This is a genomic window from Vibrio sp. ES.051 (assembly GCF_002563795.1).
Lineage (GTDB): Bacteria > Pseudomonadota > Gammaproteobacteria > Enterobacterales > Vibrionaceae > Vibrio.
This window is the reverse complement of sequence record NZ_PDJL01000004.1, coordinates 399945-416291: the sequence shown is the minus strand read 5'-3', so window position 1 is coordinate 416291 and position 16347 is coordinate 399945. Positions and strand designations below refer to the sequence as shown.

General features: G+C 46.8%; 11 protein-coding genes. 7 read left to right on the top strand and 4 right to left on the bottom strand.

Going from position 1 to position 16347, the window contains the following annotated elements; genetic code table 11:
- Window positions 1-76: 76 nt before the first annotated feature.
- From acnB to hrpB, 4 genes are all read right to left on the bottom strand, one after another.
- Window positions 77-2674: a bifunctional aconitate hydratase 2/2-methylisocitrate dehydratase gene (acnB, locus tag ATG66_RS08355; protein WP_098414862.1), complete on the bottom strand. Its 2598-nt coding sequence runs from the start codon at window positions 2672-2674 to the stop codon at window positions 77-79.
- 269 nt (window positions 2675-2943) lie between these two features.
- Window positions 2944-5262, bottom strand: coding sequence for a patatin-like phospholipase family protein (locus tag ATG66_RS08350; RefSeq protein WP_098414861.1), 2319 nt, complete (start codon window positions 5260-5262; stop codon window positions 2944-2946).
- Window positions 5263-5393: 131 nt separating this feature from the next.
- Complete coding sequence (gene mrcB / locus ATG66_RS08345; protein WP_098414860.1) at window positions 5394-7766, bottom strand: penicillin-binding protein 1B; 2373 nt, start codon at window positions 7764-7766, stop codon at window positions 5394-5396.
- The gene (gene hrpB / locus ATG66_RS08340) at window positions 7759-10260 is read right to left on the bottom strand and encodes an ATP-dependent helicase HrpB (RefSeq protein WP_179885674.1); all 2502 of its coding nucleotides are present in this window, start codon (window positions 10258-10260) and stop codon (window positions 7759-7761) included. Before hrpB ends, mrcB begins: the two co-directional genes overlap by 8 nt.
- 36 nt (window positions 10261-10296) lie before the next feature.
- Here hrpB and sfsA point away from each other — a divergent pair, with 36 nt between their 5' ends.
- From sfsA to panC, 7 genes are all read left to right on the top strand, one after another.
- Window positions 10297-11013, top strand: coding sequence for a DNA/RNA nuclease SfsA (sfsA, locus tag ATG66_RS08335; protein ID WP_098414859.1), 717 nt, complete (start codon window positions 10297-10299; stop codon window positions 11011-11013).
- A 136-nt stretch (window positions 11014-11149) separates the two neighbouring features.
- Window positions 11150-11596 carry an RNA polymerase-binding protein DksA gene (gene dksA / locus ATG66_RS08330; protein ID WP_098414858.1) on the top strand — a complete coding sequence of 149 codons (447 nt, stop codon included), beginning with the start codon at window positions 11150-11152 and terminating at the stop codon, window positions 11594-11596.
- A 186-nt stretch (window positions 11597-11782) separates the two neighbouring features.
- Complete coding sequence (gene gluQRS / locus ATG66_RS08325; RefSeq protein ID WP_098414857.1) at window positions 11783-12646, top strand: tRNA glutamyl-Q(34) synthetase GluQRS; 864 nt, start codon at window positions 11783-11785, stop codon at window positions 12644-12646.
- Window positions 12647-12747: 101 nt separating this feature from the next.
- Window positions 12748-14115: a polynucleotide adenylyltransferase PcnB gene (gene pcnB / locus ATG66_RS08320; protein WP_179885624.1), complete on the top strand. Its 1368-nt coding sequence runs from the start codon at window positions 12748-12750 to the stop codon at window positions 14113-14115.
- On the top strand, window positions 14112-14597 hold the full coding sequence (gene folK, locus ATG66_RS08315) for a 2-amino-4-hydroxy-6-hydroxymethyldihydropteridine diphosphokinase (protein WP_098414856.1): 486 nt from the start codon (window positions 14112-14114) through the stop codon (window positions 14595-14597). The genes pcnB and folK overlap by 4 nt, the downstream gene beginning before the upstream one ends.
- Window positions 14598-14621: 24 nt before the next feature.
- A complete protein-coding gene (panB, locus tag ATG66_RS08310) occupies window positions 14622-15416 on the top strand; it encodes a 3-methyl-2-oxobutanoate hydroxymethyltransferase (RefSeq protein WP_098414855.1) in 795 nt (264 codons plus the stop codon).
- An 11-nt stretch (window positions 15417-15427) separates the two neighbouring features.
- Window positions 15428-16342 (top strand): pantoate--beta-alanine ligase, encoded by a 915-nt coding sequence (gene panC, locus ATG66_RS08305; RefSeq protein ID WP_098414854.1) that lies wholly within the window; start codon window positions 15428-15430, stop codon window positions 16340-16342.
- The last annotated feature ends 5 nt before the right edge of the window (window positions 16343-16347 follow it).

Below are 16347 nucleotides of genomic sequence, written 5' to 3'. Positions count from 1 at the left end.
TTGGTGCGGAGTATAGCGAATTGCGCCCATAAAAAAAGCACCTCGTTGGAGGTGCTTTTTACTTGTGCATTTAAACTTATGCAGGCTCTTGGAAGATCACTTCATCCGCTTTCTTGGTGTATTGATCCATTTTATGGAAGTTCAAGTAGCGGTAAGTATCGGTGGCCGTAGCATCGATTTGTTTCGCGTATTCTAGGTATTCTTGTTTGGTTGGAATCTTACCAAGAATTGCCCCTACGGCTGCTAGTTCCGCAGACGATAGGTAAACATTCGCACCAGTACCTAGACGGTTCGGGAAGTTACGTGTAGACGTCGACATCACCGTTGACTTATCAGCAACGCGTGCTTGGTTACCCATACATAACGAACATCCAGGCGTTTCAATACGCACCCCTGCTCGGCCAAAGATGCCGTAATAGCCTTCTTCTATCAGCTGATCTTTATCCATCTTCGTTGGCGGCGCTACCCACAGACGAGTTGCAAGCTGTCCGTTGAACTTATCTAGCAGCTTACCTGCCGCTCTGAAGTGGCCAATGTTAGTCATACAAGAACCAATGAAGACTTCATCAATCGCAGTACCTTGCACTTCAGACAACAAACGGGCGTCATCTGGGTCATTTGGTGCACACAGTACTGGCTCGTTGATTTCAGCCATATCGATCTCAATAACGTGTGCGTATTCAGCGTCTTTATCTGCCACCATTAGCTCAGGTTTCGCCAACCACTCTTCCATTGCGGTGATACGACGCTCAATAGTACGGCGGTTACCGTAGCCTTCCGAGATCATCCACTTCAGCATGACAATGTTTGAGTTTAGGTACTCTTCGATCGACTCTTGAGACAATTTAACCGTACAACCTGCCGCAGAACGCTCGGCGGAAGCATCAGAGAGCTCAAACGCTTGCTCAACCGTCAAGGTTTCCAAGCCTTCAATCTCAAGGATACGGCCAGAGAACTCGTTGATCTTACCTGCTTTTTCTACCGTCAGCAGACCTTGTTGAATCGCATAGTAAGGGATGGCATGCACAAGGTCTCGTAGCGTAATCCCCTCTTGCATCTTACCTTTAAAGCGAACCAAAATTGATTCAGGCATGTCTAGAGGCATCACCCCCGTAGCGGCGGCAAAAGCGACCAAACCCGACCCCGCAGGGAATGAAATACCGAGTGGGAAGCGAGTATGCGAGTCACCGCCCGTCCCTACCGTATCAGGCAGTAACATGCGGTTTAGCCATGAGTGAATGATACCGTCACCAGGGCGAAGTGATACCCCGCCACGGTTCATAATAAAGTCAGGAAGCGTATGATGCGTGTTAACATCAACCGGTTTTGGGTACGCCGATGTGTGACAGAACGACTGCATGACAAGGTCAGCTGAGAAACCAAGACACGCCAAATCTTTCAGTTCATCGCGCGTCATTGGACCCGTTGTATCCTGAGAGCCAACCGTGGTCATTTTAGGCTCACAGTAGGTGCCTGGACGAATACCATCAACGCCACAAGCTTTACCAACCATTTTCTGTGCCAGAGTATAACCTTTGCCAGAGTCTGCAATTTCACCAGGCTTACGAAATACATCAAAAGGCTCAAGACCTAGCGATTGGCGTGCTTTGTCAGTCAAACCGCGACCGATAATAAGTGGAATACGGCCTCCAGCACGAACTTCATCCAGCAGCACTTCGGTTTTTAGCGAAAACTCAGCCAGTACTTCACCTGACTCATGGTCACACACTTTGCCTTGGTATGGGTATACGTCGATAACATCCCCCATATTGAGCTTAGTCACGTCCACTTCAATCGGCAGGGCACCGGCATCTTCCATTGTGTTAAAGAAGATTGGGGCGATCTTACCGCCAAGTACGTAACCGCCAGCACGCTTATTTGGTACATTCGGGATATCATCCCCCATAAACCAAAGCACGGAGTTGGTTGCAGATTTACGTGAAGAACCAGTACCGACAACGTCGCCAACATAAACCAGTTGATGACCTTTTTCTTTTAGCGTTTCAATTTGCTTGATCGGACCAATATTGCCCGGTTGATCAGGGTTGATACCTTCACGTTCATTTTTCAGCATCGCTAGAGCGTGGACTGGAATATCTGGGCGAGACCAAGCATCTGGCGCAGGTGAAAGGTCATCCGTGTTCGTTTCACCTGTTACTTTAAATACGGTTAACGTCACTTTTTCTTCAAGCTTGGGTTTGGATAGGAACCACTCTGCATCTGCCCATGATTGAAGCACTTTCTGTGCGTGCGCATTACCTGCTTTCGCTTTCTCTTCTACGTCGTAAAAAGCATCAAACATCAGTAGCGTATGAGACAGAGCTTTCACTGCAATTTCGGCCAGTGCTTCATCATCAAGTAATTCAACTAACGGTGCGATATTATAACCACCTTGCATGGTACCCAGTAGCTCAGCAGCCTTTGCACGGCTCACAAGTGGTGAAGTGACTTCATCTTTTGCTACTGCAGTTAGAAAGCCTGCTTTTACGTAAGCCGCTTCATCTACACCTGGTGGGATTCGGTTTTCAAGCAGGTCAAGAATGAACTCTTCTTCACCTTGCGGGGGATTTTTCAGAAGTTCTACAAGTCCAGCAACTTGCTCTGCGTCTAGCGGTTTAGGAACAACTCCTTCGGCAGCACGCTCTTCGACGTGTTTACGGTAGGCTTCAAGCACGACTTTTTCCTCTCATTGCGGTTCCTCCTTTATTATTACTATTGTTAAAGTAAAGGAGTGAACATCCTTGGAAACTTGGCTCCCCATTGCCCTTGTTTTCATTCAATTATGATTGAGAAACAGCGCCGTAGAGGCCAAACTGTGGGCAAGAGAATAGCAAATTTAACCTTAAATTAAAATATTATCATTTTGACCAACATAGCAACTTACGACTAAAGTCCTGCTTATTTTGCCCCAAAATACCAAGGTTTTTGCTTTCTTCTGCCCGGTTAATTAAACGAGGTACCGACGATCAAATACACGGCATCCATATTCTGCTCAGTACGCCCATACGCCAACATAATGGGCCCGATTGGTGAATCGACCCCAAAGAAAACGGCTCCCGCATTGTACAACGGCGCTTCATTTACCTTTAGGTCATTATCCGACCACACACCACCATGTTCGAGTGACGCACCTAAATACACAGGTGCTTCAAATAACCCAAAATCATTGTCGAACCATTTATAGCGATAGACTAAACTGCTATAAAATAGGTTTTGCCCAATCAAACTGTTTCTCGGAATACCAGATAAGTTCAGAAAGCCGCCCAACTCTCTTGGGTCTAAGGGAAGTGATGAGTTTTTACTTTCCACAAAACTGTACTCTGCCTGTCCGACTAAAGTATGACGCTGATGACTCACCGCGCCTTTAAATCGCGCCGAGATCTCATACACGGTATCTTCTTCGTTTCCTCTCGCATCTATCACACTATCACCCGTTGGGCTTTTGTCATGAGAGACAAGGTACTCCAAATCAACCAATAGACCACGAGTTGGGAAAGCAAAGTCATCAAGTGTATCTAATCGATAACTGGCAAAAAGACCGCGTCGATCAAAATCCAACGTCCCCGCTGAAGCTAATGTCGAGAGTTCAATGTCGCCCGTTGAGTAACGCCCTCCCAATCGAAGATCCTGCCATAATGTCGGCTGAAGCCCCACCGCAAGCTCGACAGTAAAGTCACTGTAAGAGACGGGAAAGAAGTCATTGACTGAATTCAAATCTGTATTTTGAAGATCGTTGAGTGGCAGGTTTCGACCTTCGTTGCTATAAGCGACTCGACCGGAAACAAAAAGCTCTTGGCTAGACAGCACCGGGGAATAGAGTTCGGCCCCAATTAATTTATCCGTCCCCATTTCTACATTCAGCGTAAGCTCAGCGCCATGAGAGTTCAAGTTCGTAAAGTTGGTAGACAAGCCGATGCCGTATTGGCTGTCGTTATCAAAGTCATCTTCAAGAAAAAATCGAAAGTTGAGATAGTTTGGCCCCCAAGACTTTTCATTGACTTTAAACACCAGCAACGTTGCACCATCGACCTCCTCAAAGTGGTAGGTAATCAATTCAAATCGATCAAGCGCATAGAGATTTTCCACCGCTTTTTCAATTTCTGCAGTCGGAATACGGCGCCCGGTTTCCAATTGAAGACGGTTAGTAAGCAGTAGATCACTGTAGTGGGTATTGTTGACAATCATGATGTCATCAACCACGCGGTTATCGCCATACACAAGCGTTTTACGCACCGCTTGTTTATGGTCGATGTACTTTTGATATTCAGCGCTCGATAAACTCAACCCATTCAGTTTCGACTTAAGCTGCTTGGTAATATCGTAACCGGACTGAAAAGCCCAAGGCATTTTATCAAACTCCACGGTTTCCATGCTGCCGACATTAGGTCGAATGTAAACATCTTGCGGCTCAAGTGCTTCTACCTGCTGCTGAGTACTACGACGTACAAGGTAGTTGGAAAGCTGATCGGCGACGGTAAACAGGCCGGTAAATTCGTCTTCGGTTTTGTAGTCAGTGCTGATATCAACTGCGATAACCACATCCGCCCCCATCGCACGAGCCACATCTACGGGCATGTTATTGACCACACCACCATCAACAAGCATATGACCGTTGAGTTTATAAGGAGGAAGAGCGCCAGGAACCGACATGCTCGCCATCATGGCATCCACTAAATAGCCGTTACCGAGAACCACTTCTTCTAAAGCGAGAATATCGGTAGCAACAGAGCGATAAGGAATAGCTAGTTCATCAAATGAATCAAAACGGCCTAAGTTACCCGTGGTTTCTCGTAACACACGTAGCATATTTTGACCTTGCACCACGCCCGTAGGCGCACGAATTTCGCTAAACCTTACGCCTAGGTCGGTGGTGATTTGATAACGGTCTTCATATTCTTTGTCACGAACACGACGCTGACTACGATCGACACGATCTCGATAGCCACTGTTCCAGTCAACGGTGTAGATAAAACTTTCAATCTCATCAGCACTCATGCCTGTGGCGTACAACCCACCAACGTAAGCGCCCATGCTTGTACCTGTGACGATGTCCACTGGAATCTGCATCTCTTCCAGTGCTTTTAAAACCCCGATGTGCGCGGCCCCTTTTGCTCCACCACCAGCAAGAACGACCGCCACTTTAGGACGCGACCCAGAATCATGACTTGTCGCCAGAACACAGGAAGGATTCATGCTCAAAAAGAAACTCATCCAGAGCGCGAAATAGCGAGTTAATGAGCTTGATAACGACTTTTTGAACATTCACTTCTTCCTTTACTGAATACCTAAACATATGAACTCTAATGATGTTAGTAATATTGCACTACTAGCCGCCCCTAATATGTACTAATAATTGACCAGTGAGACAAGTTAATGTTAACAATTTGGCGACACTACCAATCAAATAAACTATTCAACCAATTCGATTTTTTCTCACACTGCTGTTTGATCTGCCCCGTTTTATCCCAAATTGGCAGCTTATAATCACTACGACAATTCATTTGCAAGCTACCACCGAACATCGGTTTAAAGCCCAAAGTCGTGATTTCTCTTGGCCACGGGAGCACTAAGCGCTCAGGAATGCGTTGCTTTAAATATTCCGCATACACTCGTAATGCACCGCTCGAACCGGTGAGGTTGACGGGTTTATTATCATCACGACCAAGCCAAATAGTGGTCACTTCACGGCCATCGATGCCAACAAACCAACTGTCTCGGTTATCGTTACTGGTACCGGTTTTCCCAGCCAGCGCCGCCCAAGCAAATTGGTGTTGTAAGAATCGGCCTGTGCCCTGCGCCACTCCCTGCTTCATCGCGTAGGTGGTTAACCAAGCTGCCTGCTCATCCACAGCTCTTGATGAACGAGGCAAGGATTGATACAGCACATTTCCTTGCATATCTATCACCGATCGAAGTGCGGTTAATTTCGCCCGCTTACCTGAGTTCGTCAGCGTTTGATACATCTGGGCGACTTCAAAAGGCGTTAATGAAAAAGCGCCCAAAAACATAGAAGGAACAGGACGTATTTCATCTTTATCGACCCCCAAACGCGCCAACGTTTCAGACACTTCAGGGATACCTAACTCCATCCCCAAGCGCACCGTCGGTACGTTTAGCGACTTCGCTAATGCAAGGTACAGTGGCACATCACCACGGTATTTACGATCATAATTACGCGGTGTCCAAACCGTACCTTCATTACTTTTTAAGCTTAATGGCGTGTCGTGTAAGGTCGTCCCTAAGTGGTATTTATCCGGTTGCTCTAAAGCAGTCAGATAAATGGCTGGTTTCACCAAAGAGCCGATTGGGCGACTGGCATTGAGTGCACGGTTGAACCCTTCGTAGCCGACTCGTTTACCGCCGACCATCGCGCGGATCTCACCACTGTGACGATCAACCGCTACCGCCGCCGCTTCCAATTCTTTACCACCTCGTTTTGCGAGCTGTGGGATCTGTTTCGCCACCGCCTCTTCCATCTTGCTTTGTGACACAGGATCGAGAGACGTAAACACACGTAGTCCCGTTTCTGCCTTGAATTGCTGACCAACTTTCTCTTTCAACTCAATGCTCAACTGTTCGAAGTAAGCTGGCTGACGGCTGGCAATGCGCGGCTTGCTTTGAGTATCAAGCGGGTGGCTGGCCGCTTGTTCATATTGTTGAGATGTCAGTATGTTTTGCTGCATCAACAAACGTAACACCAGATCACGACGCTCTTTGGTGCGGTCAGGGTAACGAATTGGGTTGTAGTAAGACGGCCCTTTGACCATACCGACCAACATCGCCAGTTGGTCAATACGCAGCTCTTGGATCGGTTGCCCAAAGTAGTAGCGTGATGCCAACCCAAACCCATGAATCGCTTCACCGCCGTTTTGGCCTAAGTACACCTCATTCAAGTACGCCTCTAGGATACGATCTTTGCTATAGCGATAATCCAAAATTAACGCAATATAAGCCTCTCGTATTTTGCGCCATAAGGTTTTATCACGGGTTAAAAACAGGTTTTTTGCCAACTGCTGAGTTAAGGTGCTGCCACCTTGAACCGTGCGACCCGCCTTAATATTCGCCACCAATGCCCGTGCGATGGCCAATGGAGAAACGCCATCATGTTGATAGAAATCTCGATCTTCAGTCGCAAGCAGTGCATCGACTAGAATTTCTGGGAACTGATCTCGGCGAAGGAATAAGCGCTGTTCATCTTGGCCTTTCTCTAACATTCCCAACATTTTCGGTTCGAGACGCAAATAACCGAGCTCACCACGAGACTCTAGAGACTGAATCCGGTGCAGCCCTGAGTCTGAAAAATGCAGCATCACATGGCGATCAGGCTCAGGTCCGTCCGTAAACTCAAACGGACGACGAATCAACTCAATACGAGTTGTAGAAGAAGAATATTCACCTGGATAACGAGGTTGGCTCACCTTGCGGTAATTTAATACATCAAGCTCATTGCGGAGCTCTTGAATGGTAATGTTATCACCAGGGCTTAGGTTCAAAATACGGGCGTATACTACCGTTGGCAACTCAAACAGTTGGCCGTCGAAGCGCTCTTTCACCACACTGTGTAAATAGATACCGACAAACAGTAATACAGCAGCAAGCGCAACACCGGCTTTCCAGCTCAATGACCACAAAATTTTGAGCCAAGAGCGTTTCTCGTTGGTGGGCTTCTTACTCGGCGTACGTCGAGTTCGTTTTGTCGGCCCTTTCTTGGTTGTACTCTTCTTCGCTGGCGCTTTTTTCGCGCTAGGCTTTTTACTGTTAGTCATTATTCAATTGTCTTTTTGTTTTCGTGGTTGCTGTATGATTGGCAGGATCATCAGGCCATACGTGCTTCGGATAACGTCCTTTCATCTCTTTTTGCACTTCTTTGTAGCTCCCCCGCCAAAAGGCGGCGAGATCCGACGTCATCTGAAGTGGGCGCTGTGCAGGAGAAAGTAACTCCAAGATTAAGCGCTTTCGTCCAAGTGCCACTGTAGGTGATGAACTTTCACCAAACACCTCTTGCATGCGCACCGACAGCACCGGGTCATGTCCATACTGATAACGGATACGCTTCTTCGTTCCCGTCGATAATTGGTAATGCTCGGGCAACCATTGATCGAGGTTCTGGTTGAGCGGCCATCCTAAACGAGCATTTAGCGCTTCAACTATATTAATGTTATGTAACTCTTTTACCGATGAGACCGAAACCATATACGGCTCCAACCACTCCTCCAAGGAATCGAGCAACTCAGAGTTTTCAAAGCTCGGCCATGGTTGTTCAGGGAGCCATTCCACTGCACAGCGAATTCGTTCTAAAAGACGTTCTGATGCGGGTGTCCAGTTTAGACTTTGCAAGCCCTGACGACGAACATAAGTAAGTAAAGCTTGTGTCATTTTTTCTTGACTCGGGCTCGGCAATCCCTCTCGCTCAATCACTAACTGACCGAGCTTTGTTTGGCGTTCGGCCACTAAACGCCCTCTTTTTTCGTCCCAATCCACCACTTCTTCAGATGAAAATAGCGAGTCAAAAGTTGCTCGCAACATATTGACGTTCAATTCACACGCCAAATGTATTTGGCTCGAATTAGAGTGTGAACGCATTAAATCAACCGCCACCAAATACTCACAGTTGCCCAACATTTCTTCCGGACGACATTCCGCACCGTGACCATTCGCCAACGTAAATCGACCGAATTGATTCGCTCGTTGTTGTGCGATGCGATCGGGAAATGCCAAACTTAACACCAGCGGTAATGCTTTTTCATCCACGCCTTTCAGGTCAAATTCCGTATCCAATTTGTACGCAAGAGATTGAGCACGCTTGAACAGCTGCGACTTTTTGGGATGAGCACCAACAAGCCAACGATGCAGGCTATGAGCAATATTCGTCACGTTACGTTCAGGCTCTTCAATAAGGGCGACCGCGGCCAGAGCCGTATTTAACATCTTGTCACTGTAGGGTTGCGATTGGATTAACATCGCCGCGGCTCTGGGTTCCACACCAAGTTGCTGCGCTTGTTTACCCTCGGAGGTCAATTGACCTTGAATCGTCAACAGACCGAGTGATGTCAATAATTGTTTCGCTTGCTTTAAAGCAGCACAAGAAGGCATATCAAGCCATTTTAGTTCGCGGATATCGTGAGCGCCCCAAAAGGCGAGTTCCATAACTAAACTGGCCAAATCGGAATGAAGCATTTCTGGCTGAGAGACTTGAGGCTGCTGCTTAAACTGGCTTTCAGAATAAAGCCGTACACAGACTCCCTCTTCTGTCCGTCCGGCTCGTCCTGCGCGCTGAATCGCAGAAGATTGCGCAATGCGAACTTGCTCTAAGCGCGTCAATCCATTTTTCAAATCAAAACGCGCGATACGTTCTAATCCGGAATCAACAACAAGACGGATCCCTTCGATCGTTAATGAAGTTTCGGCGATGTTCGTCGCCAATACCACCTTTCGCTTTCCCTGATCTGCAGGCGCAATCGCTTTTTGCTGATCAGCGAAATTCAGTTGACCATAAAGTGGACACACCTCAATATCATCCGCCAACAGCGATAGCCGTTCTTCGACTTGGTTAATCGCTGCCACTCCGGGCAGAAAAGCCAATAAAGAGCCTGACTCTTCATTCATCAGGTTTTGAATCGTTTTCGCCATCCTCGCCGGTAGATGGTCATTTATCCCTAAAGGCATATAACGCGTTTCTACCGCAAAACTGCGCCCCTTTGATTCAATGTAACTTGCTTCCGGTAATAACGATTGTAAGGCACCTTGATCTAACGTTGCCGACATTACCACCAACTTGAGATCGTCACGCAACGCTTCTTGCACCTCTAAACTAAAAGCTAAAGCCGTATCGGCATGAATGCTGCGTTCGTGGAACTCGTCAAAGATCAGTAAATCAACCCCATCCAGCTCAGGATCATCTTGAATCATGCGTGTCATGACCCCTTCCGTGACAATCTCCAGCTGCGTTGCTGAGCCTACCTTTGTCTCGCCGCGAACACGATAACCAACGCGCTGACCAACCTTTTCTCCTAACTGCTTGGCAAGGTAACGGGCAATATTACGCGCGGCTAATCGCCTTGGTTCAAGCATGATAATTTTTCCAGTGACGGACTGGGTTAGAAGTAATTGCAACGGAAAATAAGTCGACTTACCCGCACCAGGTGCCGCTTTTAAGATCACTTGATGTTGATGTTTAACCGCCGTCAACAGCTGAGGCATCACGGCTTCAATCGGCAATTGTGACAAAGGAAATACCTTGTGGTGTAATGTTGGCAACATTGTACATAAAAAATTCTCGTCTAAATAAATAAACACATGCATTTCGAACCCGCTTTAGAGTCCGCTACTCTACTCAAACGCTATAAACGATTCCTTGCCGACATCAAACTCGACACTGGTGAAATCCGCACGATCCATTGCGCGAACACAGGCGCAATGACAGGTTGTGCCACGCCGGGCAACAAAGTTTGGTATTCCACTTCCGATAACCCAAAACGTAAATACCCAAATAGCTGGGAGCTCAGTGAAACGCCAGAGGGGCACAGGATTTGTATTAATACTGCTCGAGCGAATCAATTGGCGGTTGAAGCTATCGAAAACAAGGTCATTTCAGAGCTTTGTGGTTATGACACACTTCAAACTGAAGTGAAATACGGAAATGAAAATAGCCGAATTGATATCTTGCTCTGCGCAAGCGACAAACCGAAGTGCTATATAGAAGTGAAAAGTGTCACACTTCTTGATGAGGCAGGATCAACTGGACAAGGATACTTCCCTGATGCAGTCACGACTCGAGGACAAAAGCATCTGAGAGAGCTCACAGAAATGGCACAAAATGGAAGTAGAGCCATACTTTTATTCACTGTTTTACATTCAGGTATTGAAAAAGTATCCGCGGCACGCCATATAGACGCGAAATATTCACTATTACTCAAACAAGCACAAGACGCTGGAGTGGAAGTTCTCTGCTACAAAGCTGAACTGAGCAATACTGGAATGCAGCTGATTTCCACTATTGATTTTATCAATTAAGAGAAAAAATGATGTTGTCTTCACATTGACGATAACTTTGCGATTCAGTATTTGCTTGCACCGCCTCTTTTTGCTATAGATACCCGCCTTAAATTGACTGCGGAGCAGTTGACTAGGTGTAAGTAGGAGATGCTGTATGCCAGAATCAAAGAAAAAAACGATAGGCATCCTAGCCATTGCAGGCGTGGAGCCATATCAGGAAAAACCTGGTGAAGAATACATGTCACCAGAGCAGGTTGAACACTTTACGAAAATCTTATCTGCTTGGCGTGACCAACTAAGAGCTGAAGTGAATCGTACTGTTCACCACATGCAAGACGAAGCAGCAAACTTCCCAGATCCAGTTGACCGCGCCTCTCAAGAGGAAGAGTTCAGCGTAGAACTGCGTAACCGTGACCGTGAACGCCGTTTGATCAAGAAGATTGAAAAGACTTTGGACAAAATCAAAGAAGACGATTTCGGCTTCTGTGAATCTTGTGGTGTAGAGATTGGCGTTCGCCGTCTTGAAGCACGTCCAACCGCTGATCTTTGTATTGACTGTAAAACACTTGCAGAAATCAAAGAGAAGCAGATGCAAGGTTAATCAACCAAGCATTTTTTGATTATTGAAGGGAGCTCTGGCTCCCTTTTTGTTTTGGCAACATCTCACTGAACACTTTATCGTGGATACCATCTACGTTCGAGCTATCTCATTTGCATAAGCAAGTACTTATTTAGATTGATATAATTTATTTTTGATTAGGTAAGCCTATTTTTTAGAGGCACACGCATGACACGCTATGTTGGCCGATTCGCCCCATCTCCTTCTGGGCCACTACATTTTGGTTCCTTAGTTGCCGCTCTTGGTAGTTACTTCCAAGCGAAAGCAAATCATGGCAAATGGTTGGTCCGCATTGAAGATCTCGATCCACCGAGAGAAATGCCAGGGGCGGCGCAAATCATCCTTGATGCTCTCCAAGCGTACCAACTGCATTGGGACGACGAAGTGGTTTATCAGAGTCAACGTCATGACTTCTACCAAGCACAAGTTGATGCTTGGTTAACAAATAGGAATGCCTACTATTGTCAATGTACTCGCAAGCAAATAAGAGAGCATGGCGGCTTTTATTCTGGTATTTGTCGAGATAAAAACTTGAAAGACGGCGCAATTCGCCTAAAAATGACCAAGCCCATTGAACACTTTTTCGACCAAAAGCGTGGAACGATTACGATTCCTGAGCAATTAGCTAATGAAGATTTCATTATTAAACGTCGAGATGGGTTATTTGCGTATAATCTTGCGGTAGTATTAGACGACATCAACCAAGGTATTACCGAAGTCGTTCGAGGGGCAGATTTAATTGAACCCACTGGACGCCAAATCAGCTTATACCAAATCCTTGGACAGCCAGAGGTTCGCTACTTGCATTTACCATTGGCGATGGACAATAACGGCAATAAACTGTCGAAACAAAATCACGCGACGGCCATTGATATAGACAACCCGAGGCCAACTCTGTTGCGCGCTATGACATTTTTAGGGTTTGATATCCCTGAAGATATAAAAGCCGCCAACATCGAAGAAATTCTTCGTTGGGGCTGCAAAAACTGGCGCTTGGAACAGCTTCCAGCAGAGAACGAGATCACACTGTGATTCTCAAATGGCACTGTGTAGGCTATCATTAGCCGCAAAATCAGCCTTAGGGCACAGATACTCAACCAAAGCAAGATTGGATTAAACCCAGTTATTGCCAGATGCACATGAATACAAACGACTATACTCCAAGCGAACCTGCCACTATTCCAGAGCTCGCTCTCAATGTAATAACTCGTGAAGAGCACAACATTTCGCGTAAACAGATCAGTGATAATGCACTGAAGGTACTGTACCGCCTAAATGGTGCTGGTTTCGACGCTTTTCTTGTGGGTGGCGGGGTTCGAGACTTGTTGCTTGGACAGAAACCAAAAGACTTTGACATTGCGACTAACGCAACACCGGAACAAATCAAACAGCTATTTAGAAACTGCCGTTTGATTGGTCGCCGCTTTCGCTTGGCCCATATTATGTTTGGCCGGGACATCATTGAAGTTGCGACTTTCCGTGGTCACCACCAAGAACAAAAGAACAAGAGCACTTCTCAGCAATCGAAAGAAGGTATGCTGCTGCGCGACAACGTGTACGGCACGGTTGATGAAGATGCTGAGCGCCGTGACTTCACGATCAACTCGATGTACTACAACATCGCGGACTATTCTATTCACGACTACGCTCGTGGTATCGAAGATCTCGAAGACCGCCTCATTCGTTTGATTGGCGAGCCAGAGACCCGTTACCGTGAAGATCCCGTGCGCATGCTGCGTGCCATTCGTTTCGCTGTGAAACTCGACTTCGATATTGAAGAAGATACTGCCGCGCCCATTGAAGACATGGCTCCGTTGCTGCGTGAGATCCCCTCCGCTCGTCTCTTTGAAGAGTCGTTAAAACTGTTGCAATCAGGCCATGGTTTAGAAACCTACCACCTGCTGCGCGAATACAACCTATTCCAACAGCTTTTCCCGACGATTGCCGAACACTTCACCGAAGATTACTCATCACGCACTGAGCAAATGTTGGATCTGGTGCTGGACTCCACCGACATGCGCATCGAAGATGGCAAACGCATCAATCCTGCCTTCATGTTTGCAGCGATGTTGTGGTATCCACTGTGCGCCAAAGCCGACAAACTCATGGAAGAGCTGAATCTAGACCATTACGACGCCGTTATGGAAGCGAGCAACATTATTCTCGACGAGCAAGTCCGTACGATTGCCATTCCACGACGTCATACCGCGACCATTCGCGAGATTTGGCAACTACAATTACGTCTTCCTCGACGCAGTGGCAAGCGTGCATCTCGTCTTATGGAGCTGAATAAATTCAGAGCAGGCTATGATTTTCTTGAAATGCGCGGTGAAATTGAAGGCGATGAAACTCAGCAGCTTGCTAAGTGGTGGGAAACTTTCCAAAATGCCGGCCGAGAAATGCGTCAAGCGATGACAGCCGATTTAGACAGTCAAGCCCCTAAATCAGGGCAACGCCGTCGTAAAAACTACCGCAAGAAAAAAAGTAAGCCTAAATCGTGATCACAGCGTATATTGCGGTAGGCAGTAACTTGGCTGATCCTGTCAGCCAAGCGAAACATGCTATTGAATCACTAAAAGCACTGCCTAAATCAGAATTTATTCAAGCTTCTTCGCTTTACAGCAGCGCACCGATGGGACCACAGGATCAACCAGATTACATCAATGCGGTTGTGGCGATTAACACCAGTTTGACGCCGATTGAGTTACTCGATTGCACTCAAGCTATTGAGCAAGAACAGGGGCGTGTCCGTAAAGACGAACGTTGGGGACCCAGAACGTTGGACCTCGACATTGTGCTTTATGGTAATGAGGTGATTCATTCCGCAAGGCTTACTGTTCCTCATTATGGAATGAAAGAGCGTGAATTCGTACTCTACCCTCTTGCGGAAATTGCACCAAGTTTACAACTCCCTGATGGGACCGAGGTCTCTTCTCTACTCAAACAAGTAGATAGAAACGGCCTCAGTATTTGGCTGTCATAGCCAACTCCTAGTAAGGATAAAACCATGAAAAAAATCACCATCAACGACCTCATCAAGTGGAAACAAGAAGGTCGTAAATTTGCTACTTCGACCGCTTACGATGCGAGCTTTGCCCAACTTTTTGAAAGCCAAGAAATGCCAGTCCTTCTTGTCGGCGATTCATTAGGCATGGTTTTGCAAGGCCACAACGATACGCTTCCCGTCACGGTAGAAGATATCGCTTACCACACTCGCTGCGTACGCGCTGGTAGTCCAAATTGTTTACTGATGGCAGACATGCCATTCATGAGCTATGCCACGCCAGAACAAGCTTGCGAAAATGCGGCGACACTGATGCGTGCTGGTGCCAATATGGTAAAAATTGAAGGTGGAGACTGGTTAGTTGATACCGTGAAAATGTTGACTCAACGTGCCGTTCCTGTTTGTGCTCACCTTGGCTTAACCCCTCAGTCCGTTAACATTTTCGGTGGTTATAAAGTTCAAGGCCGCGATCAAGAAAATGCGGATCGCATGGTCAAAGACGCCCTCGCACTGCAAGAAGCCGGGGCTCAAATTGTACTATTAGAATGTGTCCCTGCAGAATTGGCACAACGCATTACCCAAGTGCTCGACGTGCCAGTTATCGGTATTGGAGCAGGCAATGTTACTGACGGTCAAATTCTTGTGATGCATGACATGTTTGGCATTTCGGCTAACTACATGCCTAAATTCTCCAAAAACTTTCTTGCGGAAACCGGTGATATGCGCAAAGCCGTTGCAAAATATAAAGAAGATGTTGCAAACGGTGTATTCCCAGACGACGCTCATACCATTGCCTAGAGGATAAATGCATGCAAACTTTTGCGGAAATCTCAGCAATTCGTGAACAAATCAAAACCTATAAACGTGAAGGGCGTAAAGTCGCGTTTGTCCCAACCATGGGCAACCTTCATGAAGGTCACTTAACATTAGTTCGTCAAGCACGCGAATACGCTGATATCGTTGTTGTAAGCATCTTTGTTAACCCGATGCAGTTTGACCGTGCAGACGATTTAACTAACTACCCACGTACACTTGAAGAAGATTTAAGCAAGCTCACGGCGGAAGGGGTGGATGTGGTATTCACGCCGACACCAGAAGTTATCTATCCCGACGGGCTTGATAAACAGACTTCGGTTGATGTTCCCGGCCTTTCGAGCATTTTAGAAGGCGCTTCTCGCCCAGGACACTTCCGTGGTGTGACTACCATCGTGAATAAGCTATTTAACATCGTACAACCGGATGTGGCCTGTTTCGGTGAAAAAGACTTTCAACAACTTGCTGTTATCCGCAAGATGGTCATTGATCTCGCAATGGATATTGAAATCATCGGCGTTCCAACCGTGCGTGAAATGGATGGACTGGCAATGAGTTCACGTAATAGTCTGCTAACGCTGGATGAACGTCAGCGTGCGCCCGTATTGGCTCGCACTATGCGTTGGATTAGCAGCACTATTCGTGGCGGCCGTGACGACTATGCCTCGATTATTGAAGATGCAAGCGACCAACTTCGCGCCGCTGGCTTACACCCTGATGAAATATTCATCCGAGATGCTCGTACGTTACAATCCATCACTGCCGACACAACACAAGCGGTGATCTTGATGTCTGCATTCTTGGGTAAAGCGCGTCTTATCGATAACCAAACGGTCGATATGGTTGTCGAAGCGAAAGAAGTAAAGGATGAAGTGGTATATAACGATGCCAACTCAGAAGATGCCGAGTAAGCATT

Bases quoted from the DNA above. Each gene is read 5' to 3' on its own strand.
- ATG66_RS08350 (WP_098414861.1), bottom strand. From the start codon at position 5,262: ATGTTCAAAAAGTCGTTATCAAGCTCATTAACTCGCTATTTCGCGCTC.
- mrcB (WP_098414860.1), bottom strand. From the start codon at position 7,766: ATGACTAACAGTAAAAAGCCTAGCGCGAAAAAAGCGCCAGCGAAGAAG.
- hrpB (WP_179885674.1), bottom strand. From the start codon at position 10,260: ATGTTGCCAACATTACACCACAAGGTATTTCCTTTGTCACAATTGCCG.
- sfsA (WP_098414859.1), top strand. From the start codon at position 10,297: ATGCATTTCGAACCCGCTTTAGAGTCCGCTACTCTACTCAAACGCTAT.
- dksA (WP_098414858.1), top strand. From the start codon at position 11,150: ATGCCAGAATCAAAGAAAAAAACGATAGGCATCCTAGCCATTGCAGGC.
- gluQRS (WP_098414857.1), top strand. From the start codon at position 11,783: ATGACACGCTATGTTGGCCGATTCGCCCCATCTCCTTCTGGGCCACTA.
- pcnB (WP_179885624.1), top strand. From the start codon at position 12,748: ATGCACATGAATACAAACGACTATACTCCAAGCGAACCTGCCACTATT.
- panB (WP_098414855.1), top strand. From the start codon at position 14,622: ATGAAAAAAATCACCATCAACGACCTCATCAAGTGGAAACAAGAAGGT.
- panC (WP_098414854.1), top strand. From the start codon at position 15,428: ATGCAAACTTTTGCGGAAATCTCAGCAATTCGTGAACAAATCAAAACC.